The following is a 20,936-nucleotide window of genomic DNA, read 5'->3' as shown; positions in this document are numbered from 1 at the left end:
CTGGACGCTGGCCTCCGGCTCGGGCGCTGTTCGCTGCGCCCAAGGTGACGTATGACCACCACCGACAAGCCCACCCACGGCGCCCGCACGCCCGGCGGCACCCTGCCGCCCGAGCAGATGGGACCCGACCACCAGGAAAGTGACCGCCAGGAGCGCCTGGGCACCGAATCTGGCGCCCTGATGCACACGGAAATCATGTCGCTGAACGTGGGGCCACAGCACCCCAGCACCCACGGCGTGCTGCGCCTCGTGGTGGACATGGACGGCGAGTACGTGGTCAAGGTCACGCCCCACATGGGCTACCTGCACACAGGCTTTGAAAAGACCTTCGAGAACCGGACCTACCAGCAGGGCGTGACCTACGCGCCGCGCACGGATTATCTGCACTGCTTCGGGCACGAGTTGGCCTATGTCCTGAGTGTCGAAAAGCTGCTGTCGGCCGAGGTCCCCGAGCGGGCCACTACGGTGCGCATCATCCTGCACGAGCTGGGGCGGATTCACAGTCACCTCGTCTTCGTGGGAACGGGCCTTCTGGACCTCGGCGCGCTGACCCCGTTCTTCTACGCGTTCCGCGAGAAAGAAGCGCTGCAAGACCTATTCGAAGCCGCCACCGGCTACCGCATGAACCAGGGCTATTTCCGGGTGGGCGGCCTGAGCCGCGATATTCCCGAAGATTGGCCAGGTCGCGTGGCCAAGTTTCTGGACCAGATGGAAAGGGGCGTGGCGGAATACACCACCCTGTTCGCGCAAAATCCCATCTTTCTGGACCGGGCCAAGGGCGTGGGCATCATTCCGCCCGAGGTCGCTCTGGACCTGGGCCTGACCGGGCCCAACCTGCGCGCCAGTGGGGTGCCGCTGGACCACCGCAAGGACAACCCCTACTGCGGCTATGAAAGCTACGACTTTAACGTCGTGACCAGCACCGACGGCGACAGCCTGGCCCGGTTCAACATGCGTCTGCTGGAATTCGCCGAAAGCATCAAGATCGTGCGGCAGGGCCTGAAACGCCTGAAACCGGGCCCCGTCAAGGACCCGAATCGCAAGATTTCGCTGCCCCCACGTCAAGAGCTGGAAACGAGCATGGAGGCGGTGATTCACCACTTCAAACTGGTGACCGAAGGCTTTCATCCGCCGACCGGCGAGGTGTATGTGCCGGTGGAAAGTGCGCGCGGCGAAGTGGGGTATTACATCGTCAGCGACGGCGGCTCTATGCCTTACCGCGTGAAAATCCGTGCGCCGAGCTTCGTGAATCTGCAGGCGCTGGAATACGCCTGCGTCGGCGCCCAGTTTGCCGACCTGATTACGATTCTGGCGACGATTGATCCGGTGCTGGGAGATGTAGACCGGTGAGTGACCTGGCACTGCTCACCGAAGCCTTTCACCGCAACGGCCGCGTGAATGAAGCGCTGCTGAACACGCTGACTGAGGAGGACTTGGAGCTCTCGGATGGCCAGGGTGGCCTGAGTGTGGGTCAACTTCTTGAGCACTTGTTCGGGATGCGGAAAGTCTACCTGCACCGCGTGGGGTCCACCTATGCGGAGCAGATCACGGTAGAGACCGAAGAGGGCGATCAGCCCTTCTGGCCAGTCACCCTGAGCCCCAAGCAGCTTCAAGGTGCGTTGGCAGAGGCAGACGCCGCTGTGCTCAACGCGGTACAGGACGCCGCTGGTGGCGGACCGAGCTTCCAGCATGACTTCGCTTCGCACCCAGCTCAGCTGCTGGTTCTGACGCTGATTCATGACGCGAACCACAGAGGGCAGATCACCACCCTGCTCCGGCAAGGGGGCCGCTCGGCAGCAGCACTGGACCAGTTGGCCCGCGCCACGTGGCCCATATGGAGGGACTAAGTTGACCTACTTCGCTGACAAATCAGCCCTCGTGGCCGACATCTTCAGCCGCTATCCCGATTCACCGCAGGGGCGCCGCAGCGCACTCATGCCCCTGCTGCGCGAAGTGCAGGACGCCGAAGGCTTCGTCTCCGAGGCGCGGATGGCCGAAATTGCCGTCCTCATCGGGACCACGGCCACCGAAGTCCGCAGCGTCATGAGCTTCTATTCTACGTACCACACGGTGCCGACGGGCAAGTATCACCTTCAGGTCTGCTCCACCCTGATGTGCGCGCTGGCGGGCTCGGACGAACTGTGGGACCACCTCGTCGAAACGCTGGACGTGCAGCCGGGCGAGGTCAGCCCAGACGGGCGCTTTTCGGTGCAGAAAGTGGAGTGCCTGGGCTCGTGCGGCACCGCGCCCATGCTGCAGATCAACGACGACGGCTATTACGAGAACGTGGGCCCCGGCAAATGCGCCCGCATTCTGGCGGACCTGCGCGCGGACCGTCAGCCGCTGCCGGACAACCCGGTGCCGGTGACGGTCACCGCCGAGGGGCGGCAGGTCATGGCCAACGGACAGACGGTCGGCACCAGCCTGACTGGGCTGGGTGGAGGAACCGTATGACCGTGGCCGAGCCCGCCCCCAAGCCCATCACCAGCGCCAAAGACCCCCGGTTTGCGCCGACCCTCTACGCCTATGTGGGGCAGGACCAGAGCTGGACGCTGGACTTCTATCGCCGCGCGGGGGGCTATGAGGCCGTCAAGAGCGCCTTTGCGATGGGTCCCGACGCCGTGATTGACGAGGTGAAGAAATCCGGCCTGCGTGGACGTGGTGGCGCCGGATTTGCGACGGGCCTCAAGTGGTCGTTCATGCCGCTGAAGGATGGCCGCCAGCACTACATCGTCTGCAACGCCGACGAGTCCGAGCCGGGGTCGTTCAAAGACCGCTACCTGCTGTCCGAGGACCCGCACCAGCTGATCGAAGGCATGCTGATTGCCGCCTATGCCATGCGCGCCAGCGTGGGCTACATCTACATTCGCGGCGAGTATGTCCACGCCGCCGAGCGCATCTGGGCCGCCATTCACGAAGCCCGCGCCGCCGGCCTGCTGGGCCAGAACGTGCTGGGCAGCGGCTTCGATTTCCAGCTGTATCTGCACCGGGGCGCTGGGGCGTACATCTGCGGCGAGGAAACCGCCCTGATGAACTCGCTGGAAGGGTTGCGCGCTAACCCGCGCCTCAAGCCCCCCTTCCCCGCCGCCGCCGGCCTGTACGGCCTGCCCACCACCATCAACAATGTGGAAACCTTCTGCGCCGCCACCCAGATTCTGAAATACGGCGCCGACTGGCACGCAGGTATGGGCACCGAGAAAAGCAAGGGCATGAAGCTGTTTCAGATTTCGGGCCCAGTGGCGCGGCCCGGTGTCTACGAACTGCCGCTGGGCACCACCTTCCGCGAACTGATCTATGACTGGGCGGGTGGTCCCCTCGAAGAGATGAAGGCCATCATTCCTGGCGGCTCCAGCTGCCCCATGCTGCCCTGGACCGACGCCATCCTCGACACGCCTATGGATTACGAAGCCATTGCGGCGGCGGGGTCCATGCTGGGCACGGGCGGCGTCACGCTGATTCCGACGGCCGACTGCATCGTGAACGCGACCTGGAATCTGGTGCGCTTCTACGGCCACGAGTCCTGCGGCAAATGCACGCCCTGCCGCGAGGGAATTTCTGGATGGATGACGCGCATGTACCAGAAGCTGGCCACCGGGCGCGGGCAGCCGGGTGACGTGCAACTCATTCTGGATATGTCCGACAACATCGGCGGGCGCTCGTTCTGCGCGCTCGCCGACGCTTGCCTGGGCCCGGTCCTGAGCAGCATCAAGCTCTTCCGCGAGGAATACGACGCGCTGGCGACGACCGGGCAGGCGATGTATGCCCCCAGAAAACGCTGGAGGGACAGTGAGTAAGCCAAGTACAAATGGCAAGTGGCAGATCGCAGAACGCTGCCTTCGCCATCTGCCGTCCGCTATCTGCGCCGACCGAAGGGAGGCCCTATGAAAGTTACCGTAGACGGCCACGAACTCGACCTCCCCGCTGGCACCAGCGCCATTGACGCGGTGTTCGGCGCTGGGGGCGACGTGCCGTATTTCTGCGCGCACCCGTACCTGTCGCCGGTGGGCGCCTGCCGGATGTGCCTGGTGGAATCGGGCAGCCCGCGCAAGAACCCCGACGGCTCGTTCGTGATGGAAGGGGAGGGAGACGCGGCCAAACCCAAAATCTTCTGGTTTCCCAAGCCCATGGCCTCGTGCACCATGCAGGCCACCGAAGGCATGCACATCCGCACCGCCAAGACCAGCGAGGTGGTCGCCAAGGCGCAGGCCGGCATGATGGAATTCACGCTGCTGAATCATCCGCTGGACTGCCCTACCTGCGACAAAGGCGGTGCCTGCGAACTGCAAGACCGCGCCTTCGAATACGGCTACGGCGCCAGCCGCTTTGGCTTTGACCGCCGCCACGCCGACAAGCACTATCCGCTTTCCGATTTCGTGATTCTGGACCAGGAGCGCTGCATTCACTGCAAGCGCTGCGTGCGCTACTTCGAGGAAGTGCCGGGGCAGGAGGTCCTGGACTTCATTGAGCGCGGCGGACACACATTCATTGACACCGAAGAGGGCGGGCTGCCGCTGGGCTTTCAGGGCAACATCACCGACATCTGCCCGGTGGGAGCGCTGCTGGACAACGTGGCGCGCTTCCGGGGCCGCAACTGGGAATACGACCACACGCCGACCACCTGCACGCTCTGCTCGGTCGGCTGCTCGATTACCGCCGACGCCCGCAACGGCCGCCTGGAACGGGTCGTGGCCCGCGAAAACCGCGACGTGAACGAGGCCTGGATCTGCGATGCAGGCCGCTTTGGCCACCCCTTCGCCAGCGAGGAACGCCTGACCACCCCGCTCATTCGCAACGAGGACGGGCAACTGGTCCCCGCCACCTGGGACGAGGCCATCACCGCCATTAACCGGGGGCTGGCGGGTCTGTCGCTGGCAGACCTGGGACTATTTACGGGTTCGGAGGCCACGCTGGAAGAAGGCGCGGCGCTCGAAGCCCTGGCCGACGTTCTCCAGACGCGCCATGTAGACCACAGCCCCCGGCAGGCGGTGGACATTGCCCCCACGGCCACCCTGACCGACGTGGCGCAAGCTGATTTCGTGGCCGTGATCGGCGCCGACCTGGGCGAGGAGGCCCCGGTGCTGGAACTGCGGATTCTGGAAATGCTGCGCGGCGGCCTGCTGCCCCCCGAATTTGCCCACGGCACGGCTATTGCGGACCTGCGCCTGGTGGAACGGCCAGCCCGCCAGCCCGAGCGCCTGGCCGTCATTGGCGCCGAAAGTCGTCTGTGGGAGCACGCCGGGCACCGCATCAGCGCCAATGGCCGCGACGCCTTGGCCCGTCTGACTCGCCCCGATACCGACGCCCTGAAGGCTGTCGGTGAGGCACTCACCAAAGCCGAGCGCCCCGTCCTGGTTCTGGGCGCTGACGCCCTGAATGGCGCGAGCGGTTCGTTCGCGGCAACACTGAGCGACCTCGCGGGCCGTACCGGCGCCAAGGTCATGGCCATTCCCGCTGGTCCGAACAGCCGAGGCCTGAGCGCCCTCAATCTCGTGCCGCGTGCGGGGGGCCTGGGGCTGGACCGCCTGAGTGAGGTGCCCGCCGCCTTCATCAGCCGCCTGAATCCGGGTCTGCGGGCGCGGGGCTTCACGGTGGTGCACGACACCCACCTGACCGCCACTGCCCAGTTGGCCGACGTGGTGTTGCCTGCGGTGACGAACTACGAGAAGCGTGGCACCACCGTCAATCTTGAAGGGCGCCTGCTGCCCCTCAACCCAGCGGCCATTCAGGCCGGAGAAGCTGCCGACCTTATCCGCACGCTGACGGCTCTGGCCGAGGCCCTGGGCGTCAAGGCCCCGGTGCGTGGCCTGCGCGGCGCTCAGACGCTGCTGGCCAGCCGACTGGGGCTGAAACTGGACAGCCTGCCGGCCGGCGGCGTCATTCACCGCTTGCCCCGCGCCCACACGGCGCCGGCTCAGCCCCACACCCCGCGCCTGTGGACCGAGCGCATGGTGCGCCGCGACCAAGACTGGGTGGACCGTATTGCAGACCTCACCCAGGGCGGCTGGACCTTGCCGGTCGCCCCCACCGCTCCTCAACCTGGAGGCGACGACTGATGCCTGATTGGCTCGCCACCCTCCTGATTTCGCTGCTCAAGGCCGTGCTGGTCGTCCTGGGGCTGCTGACCACGTTCGCCTACATGACGCTGGTGGAGCGCCGACTGCTGGGCCGCATGCAGCTGCGTCCTGGGCCCAACCGCGTGGGGCCGATGGGCCTGCTGCAGCCCGCCGCCGACGCCATTAAAAGCATCTTCAAAGAAGACCTGAACGTCACGCTGGCCGACAAGTTGGTGTACACCCTGGCGCCCATCGTGGCGATTGGTATGGCCTTGACCGCCTTCGGTGGGCTGCCTGCGGGACCCGCCCGCAGCCTGTTTGGCGAAAATCCCTGGGTCTACAATCTTGACACCGGCATTCTGGCTCTGCTGGCGCTGACCTCTATGGGCGTGTACGGCATCTTTCTGGGCGGCTGGGCCTCGGGCAGCAAATACCCAATTCTGGGTGGCCTGCGGTCCTCCGCGCAGATGATTTCCTACGAACTGGGCATGGGCCTGAGCATCCTGGGCCTGCTGATGCTGGTCGGCACCACCAGTTTTCAGGGCATCGTGGGCTGGCAGGCGCAGAACGGGGTGCTGTTCCTCTTTCAGGCGCTGGGCTTTGCTCTGTTCCTGATTTCCTCGTTTGCGGAAACTAACCGCACCCCCTTTGACCTGCCGGAAGCCGAGCAGGAAATTGTGGCCGGCTACCTGACGGAATACTCCGCCATCAAATGGGCGCTGTTTCAGATGGCCGAGTACGTGAACATGATTACGGCCTCGGCCGTGATGGCGACCCTGTTTTTCGGCGGGTGGAAGGGGCCGCAGATCCTGAACGCCCTCATTCCGGGCATCTCCGACTGGCCGCTGGTGTGGCTGATTGCCAAGATTGCCTTCTTCCTGTTCGTCTTTATCTGGGTGCGCGCCACCCTGCCCCGCCTGCGCTACGACCAACTGATGCGCTTTGGCTGGAAGCTGGTGCTGCCGCTGGCGCTGGCCAATACGGTGATGACCGCCGCGTTCCTGGCTTTCCGGGGACAGGGCGGCCTGTGGTTCCTGGCCGTGCTGAGCTTCGCGGCCCTTGCGGCCCTGCTGGTCATGAGCGACCGCGTGCGCGTGCTGTGGAATCAGCCGACCGTGCGCCGGGAAGGCGAGATGAGTTCAGCCGGAGGGGACTGATGGGGTGGAGAGCCGATGGCAACTGGCAGATGGCCGAGGGCCAGAAGTTGAGGAGTCGAGAGGTCGAGAGGTTGAGAAACCACGCACCACATTCCGCTTCTCCCTCTTTTCCCACTTCCTACTCCCCACCCCCCACATCCCCCCTGAAAGGAGCCTCCCATGGGCGTACTTGAAATTGCCAAAGGCATGGGCATCACGCTGGGCAAGTTGTTTCAGAAGCCCGTAACCGTCAGCTACCCCGAACAGCGCGCCACGCTGCAACCCCGCTTCCGGGGCCGGCACATCCTGACGCGGCACCCAGGAACAGGTTTAGAAAAATGCATCGGCTGCTCGCTGTGCGCCGCCGCCTGCCCGGCCTACGCCATTTACGTAGAAGCGGCTGAGAACGACCCCGCCGCGCCGGTCAGCCCCGGCGAGCGCTATGCCAAGGTCTACGAAATCAACATGCTGCGCTGCATCTTCTGCGGCATGTGCGAGGAAGCCTGCCCCACGGGCGCCGTGGTCATGGGTAACGAGTTCGAGATGGCCGATTACCGCTACCGCGACTTCGTGTATGGGAAAGAGGACATGCTGGTCGGCGTGACCGGCAGCCTGCCCCAGCGCCGCGAAGCCGAGCGGAAGGGCAAACCCGTGCGCCTGGGCTTTCAGCTCGAAGGCGCCGTGCGCGAGGAACTGGAAGGGGTGAAGTACCAGTGAGGTCAGAGGGTCTGAACTACGTCAGGGTTGAGTGGTCGAGGAATCGAGCGGTTGAGACACGGTGCACCGCCTCCCGCCTCCCTCTTTCCCCACTTCCCACTCCCCACTCCCCACAACCTGTGGCCCAAGGCCCCCTATGATCCTCGCTTTTATCCTCCTGGGGGCGCTGACCATCATCGGCGGCATCATCACCATTGCGGCCAAGAACGCGGTGCACGCCGCGCTAGGGTTGGTCGGTACGCTGCTGTGTGTGGCGGGGCTGTTCGCCACCCTGAACGCTTCGTTTCTGGCGGCCACGCAGGTCATCGTGTACGCGGGGGCTGTGATGGTGCTGTTCCTGTTCGTCATCATGCTGCTGAACGCCAACCAGCCCGTAACCAGCCGCGACCCGGTGCCGTTTGTGCGCGAACTGGCGGGCATCGGCGGGACCGTGCTGGCCGGCGCTTTCGTGGTGCTGGCCTTCACTTACAAAGACCCGCGCCCACTGGCCGACAGTGCGGCGGCGCTGGAGGGCGGATCGGCCCTGAAGATGGGGGAGACGCTGCTGACCCGCTTTCTGCTGCCCTTTGAGGCGGTCAGCATTCTGCTGCTGGTCGCCATCGTGGGGGCGGTGGCCCTGGTGCAGCGCCCCGCCGCGCAGCCTGACGGCGTGCCAGACGAATTAGAAGCCCCAGTGGGCACGGCTCAGGAGCAGCGCTCTTTTGGCCCGCGTGCGGCTGGGCAGCCGGCCCTACAAACGGGGCGCGAAGGCGAGGTGAGCGCGTAATGGTGCCGACCAGTTCTTACGTGGCCCTGTCGGGCATCCTGTTTGCCCTGGGCATGATTGGGGTGCTGACCCGGCGCACGGCCATCATGGTCTTTCTCTCGGTGGAACTGATGCTCAACGCCGCCAACCTCGCGCTGGTGGCGTTTGCGCGTTCGTGGGGCGACCCCACCGGGCAAACCGCCGTCTTTATCGTGATGACCCTGGCCGCCGCCGAGGTGGCGATTGGCCTGGCGATCATCGTCGCCATCTTCCGCAAGCGCGAGACCACCAACGTGGACGACCTCGCCGCCCTGAAAGGTTGAGTGCACCTGTGCCTGCCCTCTATCTCCTGCCGCTGATTCCCCTGCTCTCGTTCGCGCTGCTCATGTGCCTGCCGCGCCTCTTCCCGGCGAAGACCGGCGGGCTGCTCGCCACCGGCGCGGTGTTCGCGGCGTTTGTCGTCGCCGTGCTGCGCTTTCTGGGCCAGGGGGACGCCCCCGCCCACGAAACGTTGTGGGCCTGGCTGCCCAACATGGCGCTGAACGCCAACCTCTCGGTGGGCTTCTGGTATGACCAGCTCTCGGCGCTGATGGCCCTGATCATCACGGGCGTCGGCTTTCTGATTCACGTCTACTCGCTGTCGTACATGAGCCACGACCCCAAGTTCACGCGTTTCTTTGCATTCCTGAATTTCTTCGTGGCCATGATGCTGATTCTGGTGCTGGCCGATTCCTACCCCCTGATGTTCGTGGGCTGGGAAGGCGTGGGGATGGCGAGTTACCTGCTCATCGGCTTCTGGTTTAATGGCCGCAACAGTGAGGCCTCAAATCAGGAGGTCCGCGAAGCCAGCGACCGCGAGGGCGTGGCGAACTCCAACGCGGCGCGCAAGGCCTTCATCATGAACCGGATTGGCGACCTGGGCTTCATGCTCGGGATGTTCCTGCTGTTTAAGTTGTACGGCACCCTCTCTATCCCCGAACTGGCCGAGCGGGTAGAGGGGGGCGCGCAGGTGGCCGCCGCTGGCATCGAACTGGCGTGCCTGTTCCTACTGGTGGGCGCGGTGGGCAAGAGCGGGCAGCTGCCCCTGACCACCTGGCTGCCGGACGCGATGGCAGGCCCCACGCCGGTCTCTGCTCTTATTCACGCGGCCACGATGGTCACGGCGGGCGTGTACCTGGTGGCGCGCAGCCACTTCCTCTATGAGCTGGCCCCGAACGCCTCACTGTGGGTGGCCTGGGTGGGGGGCCTCACGGCCCTGTATGGCGCCCTATCAGCCCTCAACCAGCACGACATCAAGAAGATTCTGGCGTTTTCCACGGTCTCGCAGCTGGGCTACATGTTTATGGCAGTAGGGCTGGGCTCGTACGCGGCGGGCGTGTTTCACCTGCTCACCCACGCTTTTTTCAAGGCGCTGCTGTTCCTGGCGGCGGGGGCCGTCATTCACGCGCTGCACGAGGAGCAGGATGTGCGGCGCATGGGCGGGCTGCACAAATTCATGCCCTTTACCCACCTCGTTTCGGTGGCGGGCGTGCTGGCGATTGCGGGCATTCCCATCTGGAGCGGCTTCTTTTCCAAGGACGCCATTCTGGCCGCCGCTTACGAGGCCAACCCTGGCCTGTACGTCATTGGCCTGGGCGTGGCGCTGCTGACCGCCTTCTACATGGGCCGCTGGTACTTCCTGGTGTGGCGCGGCGCATACCGGGGCCACGGCCACCCGCACGAGGCCGACCTGCTGACCAAGGTGCCGCTGGGCATTCTGGCGGCGCTGGCCACGCTGGGCGGCTTTCTGAACATCCCCTCGTTCCTGGGGGGCGGGCACGCCTTTGACACCTACCTGGGCCGCGCCATTCCCAGCCACGGCCATGAGATCGCTGCAAGCACCGAATGGCTGCTGACCGCGCTGGCGGTGGCGGCCGGCGTGATTGGTCTGGTCTGGGCATTCCTTGAACACCGCCGGGGCAGCCTCGCGGACGGACCGCTGGGCGAGACCAGCACCCGCGCCCTGTACCTGGACACCGTGTACGACAACCTCGTGGGGAACCCCAGCCGGGCCATTGCCGGGGCGCTGGACACCGTGGACCGGGGCACGGACGGTGCCCTGGGCGGCGTGGCGCGCAACGCCAGTGGGCCAGGCGGCCTGTTCACCCTGTGGCAAAGCGGCTTTGTGCGCGCCTACGCCGTCTCTATGCTGCTGGGCACCGCCCTGATTATCGGCTACTGGGCCCTGAAAACCATTGGAAGTGGCGCATGAACACGCTGACCGACTGGCTGCCGACCCTCATGATTTTTCTGCCGGTGCTGGGCAGTCTGCTGCTGCTGGTCGTGCCGAAGACCTTCCGGGATGAGGTCGCGGGCTTTATCGCTGCGCTGACCCTGGGCGCGGGCCTGGCCATCTGGCGCGGCGGCGGCTCGGAGCTGTTCCGCTGGGACTGGATTCCGCCGCTGGGCATCACCTACTCGGTGCAGCTGAGCGGGGTCAGCCTCGCGCTGGCGCTGGTCACGGCGTTCATGTCCTTTATCGCCATCCTGTATACGGCGCGGCGCATTCCCAATCCGGGTCCCATGCTGTCCCTCATCCTGGCGATGGAAACGGGCCTGATCGGCATTTTCGCCGCGCAGGACCTGCTGCTGTTCTACGTGTTCTTTGAAGACGCCCTGATTCCTGCTCTGCTGATGCTCGCCATGTACGGCAAGGCTGGGCGCATGCGGGCGCTGGTCAAGTTCGCGGCCTACACCCTGTTTGGCAGCCTGCTGATGCTGGTGAGCATCATCGGGGTCAAGGCCCTGGGCGGCAGCCCTACCTTCGCCATGACGGACCTAAAGGCCCACCTGGTGACTGGCCCGGCGCAGACCTGGCTGTATCTGGGCTTTCTGGCGGCGATGGCGGTCAAGCTGCCGCTGTGGCCGCTGCATGCCTGGCTGCCGGACTTTCACGAGCAGAATCACGACTCGGGCGTGCCGGACGTGATGGGCACCCTGTACAAGGTGGGCGGCTATGGCCTCTTTACCTTCGCCATTCCCCTGTTCCCCGACGCCAGCCTGGAACTGCGCCCCATTCTGATGGGCCTAGCGGCGTTCACCGCGCTGTACGCAGCCTGGATTGCCTTTCGGCAGACCGACTGGAAACGCCTGCTGGCCTACGCGGGCCTCTCGCACATGGGTTTTGTGGGTCTGGGTGTGTTCTCGCTGAACGAAACCGCCGTCATCGGCGCGATGTACCTGCTGGCCTTCCAGAACCTGTACACCGGCGCCCTGTTTCTCTCGGTGGGCATGGTGCAGGAGCGGATTGGCAGCCTGGAGACCCGCGTAGGCGGTGTCATGACGCAGGCCGGCGCCCTGAGCGGCCTCACGATGGCCCTGTGGTTCGCGTCCATTGCCGTGCCGGGGCTGGCGGGCTTTATCGGCGAGTTCTCGATTTTGCTGGGCGCCTATCAGGTCTCGCCGTGGCTGACCTTCATTGCGGGGATCACAACGATTGCCGCCGCTGCCTACGCCCTGACGGCCTTTCAGACAACATTCTGGCAGGCGCGGCCCCGGGGTGCGGTGACGGTGCGCGACCTCGTGCACACCGAATGGCTGGTGCTGGCGCTGCCGCTGGCTGTTCTCGTCCTATTCGGGGTGTATTCCACTCCGGCCCTCAACCTCATGCAGCCGGCCGTGCGCACGGTGCTGAGCGCCCTGGGAGGCAACTGACATGCTGACGCCCCCCGATGTGGCCCTGACCCCCATGCTGCCGGTGCTGATCGTTCTGGCCGGCGCCCTGGCCAGTACCCTGCTGGGCTTCTGGGTGCCGAGGCTTACCCTGACCTTTATCAACATCGGCGCCCTGCTGCTGTCGGGCGCCAGCCTGGCCCTGCTGTGGAACCGGGGCCTGACAGCGTTTGGCGGCGGCTTCGTGGCCGACAATGCTGCGCTGCTGCTGGCCTTTGTGCTGCTCATCGGCACCCTGATGACCCTGCTGGTCACGCTGGACACCGCCTGGCGGGCCCGCGTGTCCTTCCCCGAATTTGACGCCATGTTGATGTACGCCGTGACTGGCTGCCTGCTGATCGCCTTTTCGGGCGACCTCGTGGTCATGCTGATCGGCCTGGAAATCATGAGCCTGAGTTCCTACGTGCTGGCCACCCTGCAGGGCTCGCGCCGCGCCGAGGAATCGGGCCTCAAATATTTTCTGCTGGGTGCGGCGGGCAGCGCGGTGCTGATTTACGGCCTGGCGTTTGTGTACGGCGCGACCGGCAGCCTGAACTACGCTGAAATTGCCGCGCGGGTCGCCTCGGTGCAGGGCCTGAACCCGGAGAACGTGGGCATTCTGGTCGGCGGCGCCCTGCTGCTGCTGTGCGGCTTTGGCTTTAAGGTGGCGCTGGCGCCCTTCCATCAGTGGACGCCCGATGTCTACGGCGGCGCGCCCACCAGTGTCAGCCTCTTTCTCAGCACGGTGGTCAAGGTGGCCGCTTTTGCCGGCATGCTGCGGGTGTTCTCGGGCGCTCTGGCCGACGCGCCGGGCTGGCACTCGGTCCTGCAGATCCTGATTGCGGCCACACTCATTATCGGCAACTTTGCGGCGCTGCGGCAGGGTAACTTCAAGCGGATGCTGGCGTATTCGGCGGTGGCCCACACCGGCTTTCTGGCGATGGCCCTCCTGGGCACGCCCCAGGCGGGCGGCGCGGCCCTCACCTATTACCTGCTGATTTACACCCTGATGACGGCCGCCGCCCTGGCCATCGTGGCGGCCCTGCAGCGCAGCGAAGCGGGTTTTGAGAACAACGACATGCGTGGCCTCTACTACCGGCACCCTGGCTACGCGGTGGCGCTGGCCATCTGCCTGGCCTCGCTGGCGGGGTTGCCGCCGTTTGCGGGATTTTTCGGGAAGTATCTGGTGTTTCAGGCCGCATTCCAGAACGGCTACGTCTGGCTGAGCGTCCTGGCTGCCCTGACCAGTGTGGCGGCGCTGGTGTATTACCTGCGCCCCGCCATGCTGATGTTCATGCCCGACCGCACGCCTGCGCGCGAATACGCTCATGGCCAGCGTCCACCCACCACTTTCGCCGTGGCGCTGGGCGTCGGCGGCGTGACGGTGCTGGGCCTGCTGCCTAACCTGTGGTACGGCTGGGTGGCCAATCCGGGGATCTGGAGCTTACTGGCTGGGCGGTAAGCACCCTGGGCTCAAGCAAAGAGGAAGTGAGGGCGTCGCTGGGAAGACCTGGCGGCGCCTCTCTCATGCCAGGACATCAGAAAAATCCTGTAGCTCCTGGTCTGGGGCACGTCTTCAATCAGATTGAAGTGGGCAGGCGAGCCAACGAGGCGAGCCATGCGCTTGGTCGGCGACGCTGCTGAACTGCCCTACTGCTGCATGGATACCTGGGGTGTGTGTACGCCGCATAGGTGTATGGCAGGCTATCGTTTCCTCGCTTGCAGCTTCCTGCCATTCAGACGGGTTGGGCACCGGAAGAAAAAGCGGTGTGCGCTCCAGATGTGCAGGGCTTAACAGAGGTTTGGGCATCAGGATGCATGAGCCTTGGGTAGCAGTCAGCTTCTTGAACGCGGCGCCAATTGTTTGAACTGTGTTCCAGCCTCCGGCGCACAAGCCGCCGGCCGCGTCGCTGCTCTCCTTCCATAGCTCCGAAATCTTCAGTCAGGTGAATCCAGACGGAACGCTGGATCAGCCGAGAGCGTAAACCTCTGGAGTCATGCGCATTTTGCTTTTTTGTCTGGGTCTTCTGTGTTCAGCCTGCACGGTGGGTGACACCCTCTCTGCTCCGACGGACCTCGCCGAGGTTCAGGGCCAGACCCTGGCTGGGTTCACGGTTCTTCTGGCGCCTGCTCTGCGGGCCGACCCGGCGTTGCAAGACCGCCTGCTCTGGCGGGTTGAGGAGCAGTTGCAAGAAGCCCTCCGCGTCCTGCCGGCCCAGAGCCACAGCCAACTGCGGCGCGTGAGAGTGTGGATTGACCCCAGGGTTGAGCCGGGGGGATTGGCACCCCAGGCCTGGTACGTCCGCCTTCGGAGTCAGACTGCGCAACGCGGCGATATTGTGCTGGTTGACCCTCAGGGCCTAATTGCTTTGCATGGCCAGTACAACCTCCTGCTGCACGAACTGACGCACGCCTACGATGACCGCGCCCACGGCTTTCGTCACCCTGCTGTCCTGGCGGCCTTTCAAGAGGCCCGGAAGACAGGCCACTACACCGACGCCGAATTTGACGCTTATGCCATGAGCCGGTCAGAGGAATACTTTGCCGAGCTGACTCTGGCTTACTTTGCTGCGCGTCCCACCACGCCCCGCAACCGACGTGAACTTCAGGCCTTCGATCCAGCGGGAGCGGCAGCTGTTGCTCAGGCCTGGAAAGTGCGCTAAAGACAACCCTGAGAGGCCGTCAAAGGCCTGAGCAGGCCTACCCCTGTCGCCGTCATCCGGCCGTCACGCTGTGGCCGCTACCGTGGCCCCATGAACCTTGCCCCCCTGCTGGCGCAATTTGATCTTCCTCCTCACACCCAGGCGGTGCGGCTCAGCGCCCACGCCGATGTCTGGGCCCTCCAGCTGATTGACTGCCGGGCTGTCCTCAAACGGACCAGTCTGAACCACGCGCCGGGAATCGCCGCCTGGAGTCAGGCCCTCGCCCAGGCCGGTGTCCAGGTTCTTGCCCCCCTCCCTGGCCCAACTGTCCTCCTGCCAGAGGGCGCCGGCGACTCCTCCCGCTGGGTGCTGTACCCCTTCGTTGAGGGCCGGCGCTATCAGGGGCTGGACCAGGACCTAGAGAGGGCTGGCGCTCTTTTGGGACAGATTCACGCGGCGGGGCCAGATCAGACGTTTGACCTGCCACACCTGGCGGCCGTGCGCGCCTTTACGGCCAGCGACCTCCAGGCCCTGAGCGACGAGGTCCTTGAGGGCCTGGCCAGGGCCCAGCTCAGCACGGCCAGGCCCGCCGCCCTGCTGGCTGAGCGGCAGATCCAGTATTTGACCGGGGCCCTCCCACGCGCCGTCAGCCAGCCCCTGCCGATGGTCAATTGCAGCTGGGACCATAAGGCGGCCAATCTCGTCTACCTGCCGTCTGGTGAGCCGGTGCTAGTTGACCCAGACAACGCCGCGCGGATGCCGCGTGTGTACGACCTTGCGCTGACGGCCCTCTCGTTTCACCTGGACCCCAGCCTCCACAGCGGCCCGGCGCAGCTGATGACCCCGGCCCAGTGGGCCACCTTCCTGCGCGGCTACAGCCAGCACATCGACCTGACCCCGCTGGAGCACCAGATGTGGCCGGACGTGCTGCTGTGCGCCTGGATGGATGAAGCGCTGTGGCAACTCTCGCAGGTGGGGGATGGCTGGCAGGATGAGGCTGCCCGTGAGGTCTGGCTTGAACTGCTTACGTTGCCCCAGCCCTTTGCCCTTACCTGAGCAGCGGCGAATGCACAGCCTCAGGCACAAACCCGAAGCCCACTCTCACGTCAACGCCACCCTGGCCCGGCTCCAGCAGGTGGACTGGCAGGCCGAGCCCACTGATCCTGACTTCCACGTCCTGCTTTTCCGGGAGTACCTGCGGCGGGCCTCATGGTTCGCTGTTCTGGCGCGGCCGCCCCACTGGCCTTTTTTCAACGTAGCCGGGATCATCCTGCCGACACTGGGCAGTCCCGCATCTCATCTGGACTTCGTTCAATCCCTCGCGGTTTCGCCGCTGATTCAAAGGCTCGCCCTGTGGATGCTCCAGTTTGCCCTGGTCAAAGACATCCTGGGCAAGCGGTGGCTGGTTCCGGCCTTCTGTGACGAGCCCTATGAACCTCTCCTGATGCTGCTTGAGTCTGGGGGCGTGCTGTCCCAGGAGCATGGCTTCGTCGATGTCACCTACCGGGGCCTGTTTCTTCGCCCGCCCCGTGAGGCCCTGGGGTTCATCCCTCACACCTAACCCCTTAGCCACGTTGGTGGTGTGCGAGGGGCCAGCTTCAGCTCAAGTACCACGCCTGCTGAGACCTCAGGGTGAACTGTTGCTCAGGGCAGGTCAGGCGCCTGTTGCCTATGCTGCGCAGGGACGCCTCGTTTCTACTTTTCCTGTCGTCCCCGTTTCCAAAGGAGCCTTATGTTGACCCTTGCTGACGCCCGCCAAGTGATCGCCGCCGCCGAACAGAAAGCCGAAGAGATTGGCCAGCCCATGAACGTCGCTGTGGTGGACAGTGGTGGCAATCTGGTCGCCCATGTCCGTATGGACAAAGCCTGGATTGGCAGCATCGACATTTCTATCAACAAAGCGTTCACCGCGCGGGCCTTTGACATCTCGACCAAAGACCTTGCGGCCGAAAGTCAGTCGGGTGGCCAGTTCTTCGGCATTCACGCCTCGAACGGTGGGCGCGTCATGATTTTCGCGGGTGGCGTTCCCCTCAAGCGTGACGGTGAGGTCGTGGGTGCTATTGGCGTCAGTGGCGGCACGGGGGAACAGGACCAGACCGTCGCGGAAGCTGGCGCCGCAGCCTTCTAACCGGCCTTCGGCTCTCTCTGTCCCCACACCCGTGGGGGCTTTTTCTTGGGCGCCTTCACTCTGCCTGTATTCACCGCGACCTGAAGAGGCGTGCGGCTCTACCTGTTAGAGCTGAGGGGGAGGAGAGGTGTGGAATGACCCCCCAGGAGCGGACCAGGAGGCAAGGCAGTCGGCACCGAAGGAGCCCCTCTGCCCGGACGCACCCACAGCCGTGAGTTCAAACTCGATATCGTGAACCAGGTCAATGGGGGTCAACAAACGACCGCCCAGCTTTGCCGGGAATACGCCCTCTCGCCTGGCCTGATTCACCGCTGGCGCAAGGAAGTCGAAGCCCGAGGGGAAGCGGCCTTCACCGATTAGCCAAACCCGACCAGTCGCTAGAACAGCGGATTGCCGAGATAGAGCGGTTCTGCGGGCAGTTGTCGCTGGAGAACACGATCCTGAAAAGTCGCTATGGACGTACCGCTCGAACGCAGGCACCAACTGATCGAGGATGCGCGCGCCGCGCATGCTGAGGTGTCGGTGCGTCGCTTGTGTGAACTGCATGGGGTCAGCCGCTCATGGTTCTACGAACAGCAGCACCGGGAGGAGGTGGACCCCGATCAGGCGCTGGTCGATGACATCGAGGCGGTGGTGGAGGCGTTCATCGGGTAGGGGTATCTGCACGTGACCCGCGAGCTGGCACGACGAGGCCGTCCAGCTAACCGGTGATGCGGGAACGCCGCTTGTTGTGCTGCCCGAAGCGCCGCTTCCGGGCGACGACAAATTCCCGCCACAACGAGAAGCGCTTTCCCAACCTCCTGCGCGAGGTCATTCCAGTGCGACCAGATCAGGTGTGGCAAGCCGATCTGACGTCTGTGCGGATTCAGCAGGGCTTCGTCTACCTGGCCTGCGTGCTGGCCGCGCGTTGTCCTGCCCCAGGCTTGCTGCGTCACTCGGACCAGGGTGTGCAAGACGCGAGCCGGGTCTACGTGGACCGCCTGTGGTCTGCGGGCATCACGCCAAGCATGTCTAGAACGGACAATCCCTATGACAACGCCAAGATGGAGAGCTTCGACAAGACCCTGAAGACCGGGGAGGTCGATCTGCAAGAGTACGTCGATCTGAACGACGCCCGGCGGCACATGAATTGGTGTATTGCGGACCTCGACAACCGCCGCCGACTGCACGCCAGCCTGGGCTACGTCCCACCCGCCGAGTTCGCCGCCCGCTACACTGCCGCCCAGACGTGACTTGCCCCGCGGTCCGCTTGATTGCGTTCACTCCACGCTCAGGAAGCTCTGTCGCCTTCAGTTATAGCTCCGTCATGCCTGGCGTCGCATAACAGAGGGACAAACGAGAGAGGGCATTCTCGTCTCTGGGAGGCACAGCAATCAGCATGGGCAAAGTCAGCAAGGGCATCGTCATTTCCGTCAACCACAACCTTGAAAAAGTTCAGCGCTGTGCATGTGAAGGCGTGAATGGCTAACTCCCTTCAGCGCGGCCAGCGGCTGCCACTGATATCGCTGACCACTGAACAGTCTGTCTTCCTGAATGTTCAGTTGCCCGGCATGACGGATGCGGACATCAGCCTCTTCGGCCTTGATGAACAGCGCCACCTCTCGGATGACCGCTACTTCGTGTTCTATAACCAGCCGAGCAGTCCCGAAAAATCCCTGACACTGGACCTGCAACGGGCCTTAGTTCGGATTGATTTCTCCCGTTTGCCACTTGGGATTCATCGGCTCTTGCTGGTGGCCACTTCTGATCATCAGAACTTCTCCGCTTTAGGTGACGGCCTGGTGCGCTTGGGCGACGCTGCCGGTGTGCGTGCAGACTTTGCAGTCAAAGGCAACATGTTCCAGGCAGAGCGCGCTGTCATGCTGCTGGAGCTGTACCGCCATCAGGGACAGTGGCGCGTGGCGGCGGTGGGTCAGGGGTTCAATGGTGGGCTCCAGGCACTGCTGGAATCACTTGGAGGTGTGGTGCTGGACGAGCCCCCCTTACCTGTCCCCCCATCCCCCTCATCTGCCCAGCACCCGACCGTGCCTTCCATGCAGGACTGGGCGCCTTTACGCTCCGCGCCCCTCAGTGCGCCGTCTGGCCAGAGCTGCCGGCGCTGCCGGGCAAACAGCACCCTGATGAACCGTCTTGATGGCCAGGGGCTCTGCGCGCACTGTCGCCGGCAGATAGAGGAAGGCCTTCGCCGCTTTCGCACTCGGTTTGTGGCCGCCTGCGCAGACAGCGTCATGGAGTACCACGAATGGACTGACCTGCAGAGTGTCATTGACCAGGAGCGCTTGAGTGCGCGTCAGGCTCTGGAATTTGTGCGGTCTGACGCCCTCCGTCTGCTGGAACGTATGTTCGCTCTGGCGCGGTCAGACGGCACGATCACGCCTGAAGAAGAGGGGACGTTCAATTCACTGGTTCACCTGCTAGAAGTCCCTCACACAATGGTGCAGCATCTGCGCCAGGAACTGTCGGAACTGAAGCAGGCCACCAGCATCCGGGCGGGCCACCTGCCAACCATTCACAGCAGTCTCTTTCTTGAGGCGGGCGAGATCGCCCATTTCGAATGTACAGCCACTTACCGCCAAGTCACGGCCACCCGAATCCGCGATATCCCAGGACGACTGACCGTCACGAGCCGCCAGATTCACTTCAGCAGCGCGTCGGAAGGTGGCTGGAATATCCAGTACGGCAAGGTGCTGATGATTGAAGAACTGCCTGACGGCGTGAATCTATCGCTGGGGGTCAAGAAGGGAAACGGCTCGTACCACCATGTGCAGCAGCCGGTACTGCTGGGGGCGACGCTGGATGCTCTTGTGCGGATCAATAAACGCCTCCTGCTGATGCCGCAGACCGAGCGGGCCAGCCGTTCGATTCCGCAACATGTGAAGCTGGAAGTCTGGCAGCGCGATCAGGGCAAGTGCGTGCAGTGTGGCGACAGCAATTACCTGGAGTTCGACCATGTGATTCCCCACAGCCTTGGCGGAGCGAATACGGCGAACAATCTGCAGCTCCTGTGCCGGCGGTGCAATCTCGCCAAATCGAACCGGATATGAGCAGACTGCGTCTCTGGTCCATCAAGAGGCAACCTGTGAAAAAGCTGCCTTTTCTTTCCGTCGCTTCCGCTGACCCCATCCCTGCGGGCGGGTTCAAAAGCTGCAAAGCGGTTGCTGCGGCCGGGTACTGGAACAGCAAGAGAGGGCGCCCGGCGTATCACCCTCGGCTGGACCGGGATAGGGATAGGCTGGCGTGCGAACGGTGACCATCAGGCAGCAGGATCAAGCCAACAGTCCTGACGGGCGCACGAGCCTTCAGGACAACACAGATGCCGGCAGTCTGCTCCTCGATGCGGCGCTGGATCTCGCAGCCCATTGCCTGCCGGTTCTGAAGAAGGAAACGCTTCGGGAGGGCAACGCCCTCTTTCAAGCTTGTACACATGATTTGGCCTGGCATCCGGCTTTTTCAAAGGCGTCTGCTGATGTTGCTGCCGAGTTTTTGAAACTCAGGGCGACAAGAGATCGTCTCTTTTGGACACGTATGGGAGCTTCAGGCGGCACGCTGGCGACCCTCGCCCTCGCAGGGGTCGCGTTCTATACCACGGATCCTGCTGACTGGATAAAGTCGCTGAGTCTCTTGTTGGTCTTCGCTTTGGGGGGAGGCTTGATCCTCGTAGGGACTCAAGTGGATAAGGTCAATCTGACTCTATCTACAGCTGAGGCCTTGTTGAAAGCAGCTAAAGCCATTGAGCCAAGTGAAACGAGGGGGGAGCCCTTAAACGTCCCAATAGGGACAGCGAATTGGATCACCAAGACACTCGACCGGGCTGACAAAGGACTC

The 20,936-nt window shown here is 64.1% G+C and carries 22 protein-coding genes; all 22 read left to right on the top strand.

What is annotated here, in order from left to right; all coding sequences use genetic code 11:
* Positions 1-117: 117 nt before the first annotated feature.
* Positions 118-1,350, top strand: coding sequence for an NADH dehydrogenase (quinone) subunit D (gene nuoD / locus K7W42_RS09920; RefSeq protein ID WP_224574493.1), 1,233 nt, complete (start codon positions 118-120; stop codon positions 1,348-1,350).
* Positions 1,347-1,847 carry a DinB family protein gene (locus K7W42_RS09915; RefSeq protein ID WP_224574359.1) on the top strand — a complete coding sequence of 167 codons (501 nt, stop codon included), beginning with the start codon at positions 1,347-1,349 and terminating at the stop codon, positions 1,845-1,847. The genes nuoD and K7W42_RS09915 overlap by 4 nt, the downstream gene beginning before the upstream one ends.
* Position 1,848: 1 nt before the next feature.
* Positions 1,849-2,454: an NADH-quinone oxidoreductase subunit NuoE gene (nuoE, locus tag K7W42_RS09910; protein WP_224574358.1), complete on the top strand. Its 606-nt coding sequence runs from the start codon at positions 1,849-1,851 to the stop codon at positions 2,452-2,454.
* Entirely contained in the window at positions 2,451-3,794 is a 1,344-nt protein-coding gene (nuoF, locus tag K7W42_RS09905) for an NADH-quinone oxidoreductase subunit NuoF (RefSeq protein ID WP_224574357.1), read from the top strand. The genes nuoE and nuoF overlap by 4 nt, the downstream gene beginning before the upstream one ends.
* An 87-nt stretch (positions 3,795-3,881) precedes the next feature.
* Complete coding sequence (gene nuoG, locus K7W42_RS09900; RefSeq protein ID WP_224574356.1) at positions 3,882-6,053, top strand: NADH-quinone oxidoreductase subunit NuoG; 2,172 nt, start codon at positions 3,882-3,884, stop codon at positions 6,051-6,053.
* The gene (gene nuoH / locus K7W42_RS09895) at positions 6,053-7,210 is read left to right on the top strand and encodes an NADH-quinone oxidoreductase subunit NuoH (protein WP_224574355.1); all 1,158 of its coding nucleotides are present in this window, start codon (positions 6,053-6,055) and stop codon (positions 7,208-7,210) included. The genes nuoG and nuoH overlap by 1 nt, the downstream gene beginning before the upstream one ends.
* Before the next feature lie 159 nt (positions 7,211-7,369).
* On the top strand, positions 7,370-7,906 hold the full coding sequence (gene nuoI, locus K7W42_RS09890) for an NADH-quinone oxidoreductase subunit NuoI (protein WP_224574354.1): 537 nt from the start codon (positions 7,370-7,372) through the stop codon (positions 7,904-7,906).
* Positions 7,907-8,042: 136 nt separating this feature from the next.
* Positions 8,043-8,672 carry an NADH-quinone oxidoreductase subunit J family protein gene (locus tag K7W42_RS09885; protein WP_224574353.1) on the top strand — a complete coding sequence of 210 codons (630 nt, stop codon included), beginning with the start codon at positions 8,043-8,045 and terminating at the stop codon, positions 8,670-8,672.
* Positions 8,672-8,974: an NADH-quinone oxidoreductase subunit NuoK gene (gene nuoK / locus K7W42_RS09880; RefSeq protein ID WP_157457741.1), complete on the top strand. Its 303-nt coding sequence runs from the start codon at positions 8,672-8,674 to the stop codon at positions 8,972-8,974. The genes K7W42_RS09885 and nuoK overlap by 1 nt, the downstream gene beginning before the upstream one ends.
* 8 nt (positions 8,975-8,982) lie before the next feature.
* Positions 8,983-10,902 carry an NADH-quinone oxidoreductase subunit L gene (nuoL, locus tag K7W42_RS09875; protein WP_224574352.1) on the top strand — a complete coding sequence of 640 codons (1,920 nt, stop codon included), beginning with the start codon at positions 8,983-8,985 and terminating at the stop codon, positions 10,900-10,902.
* Positions 10,899-12,344 carry an NADH-quinone oxidoreductase subunit M gene (locus K7W42_RS09870; protein ID WP_439648690.1) on the top strand — a complete coding sequence of 482 codons (1,446 nt, stop codon included), beginning with the start codon at positions 10,899-10,901 and terminating at the stop codon, positions 12,342-12,344. Before nuoL ends, K7W42_RS09870 begins: the two co-directional genes overlap by 4 nt.
* 1 nt (position 12,345) lies before the next feature.
* Positions 12,346-13,803 carry an NADH-quinone oxidoreductase subunit N gene (locus tag K7W42_RS09865; RefSeq protein WP_224574351.1) on the top strand — a complete coding sequence of 486 codons (1,458 nt, stop codon included), beginning with the start codon at positions 12,346-12,348 and terminating at the stop codon, positions 13,801-13,803.
* A gap of 583 nt (positions 13,804-14,386) precedes the next feature.
* Entirely contained in the window at positions 14,387-15,004 is a 618-nt protein-coding gene (locus K7W42_RS09860; RefSeq protein ID WP_224574349.1) for a hypothetical protein, read from the top strand.
* Between the two features lie 90 nt (positions 15,005-15,094).
* Complete coding sequence (locus K7W42_RS09855) at positions 15,095-16,039, top strand: phosphotransferase enzyme family protein (protein ID WP_224574347.1); 945 nt, start codon at positions 15,095-15,097, stop codon at positions 16,037-16,039.
* A gap of 79 nt (positions 16,040-16,118) precedes the next feature.
* The gene (locus K7W42_RS09850) at positions 16,119-16,544 is read left to right on the top strand and encodes a hypothetical protein (protein ID WP_224574344.1); all 426 of its coding nucleotides are present in this window, start codon (positions 16,119-16,121) and stop codon (positions 16,542-16,544) included.
* Positions 16,545-16,715: 171 nt separating this feature from the next.
* Positions 16,716-17,111, top strand: coding sequence for a GlcG/HbpS family heme-binding protein (locus K7W42_RS09845; RefSeq protein WP_224574342.1), 396 nt, complete (start codon positions 16,716-16,718; stop codon positions 17,109-17,111).
* A gap of 189 nt (positions 17,112-17,300) precedes the next feature.
* A complete protein-coding gene (locus K7W42_RS09840; RefSeq protein ID WP_224574492.1) occupies positions 17,301-17,471 on the top strand; it encodes a transposase in 171 nt (56 codons plus the stop codon).
* A gap of 93 nt (positions 17,472-17,564) precedes the next feature.
* Complete coding sequence (locus K7W42_RS09835) at positions 17,565-17,765, top strand: hypothetical protein (protein WP_224574340.1); 201 nt, start codon at positions 17,565-17,567, stop codon at positions 17,763-17,765.
* Positions 17,766-17,836: 71 nt separating this feature from the next.
* On the top strand, positions 17,837-18,343 hold the full coding sequence (locus K7W42_RS09830) for an integrase core domain-containing protein (protein WP_224574338.1): 507 nt from the start codon (positions 17,837-17,839) through the stop codon (positions 18,341-18,343).
* 228 nt (positions 18,344-18,571) lie between these two features.
* Positions 18,572-20,155: a TerD family protein gene (locus K7W42_RS09825; RefSeq protein WP_224574336.1), complete on the top strand. Its 1,584-nt coding sequence runs from the start codon at positions 18,572-18,574 to the stop codon at positions 20,153-20,155.
* Positions 20,152-20,361 (top strand): excalibur calcium-binding domain-containing protein, encoded by a 210-nt coding sequence (locus K7W42_RS23255; RefSeq protein ID WP_224574491.1) that lies wholly within the window; start codon positions 20,152-20,154, stop codon positions 20,359-20,361. Before K7W42_RS09825 ends, K7W42_RS23255 begins: the two co-directional genes overlap by 4 nt.
* Positions 20,349-20,936: hypothetical protein (locus K7W42_RS09815; protein ID WP_224574334.1), on the top strand; the 588-nt coding region annotated here is incomplete at its 3' end. The genes K7W42_RS23255 and K7W42_RS09815, both read left to right, overlap by 13 nt.

Source organism: Deinococcus betulae (assembly GCF_020166395.1).
GTDB lineage: Bacteria > Deinococcota > Deinococci > Deinococcales > Deinococcaceae > Deinococcus > Deinococcus betulae.
Note: the sequence above shows the minus strand (reverse complement) of the source record. Positions and strands in the feature narration are given on the sequence as shown.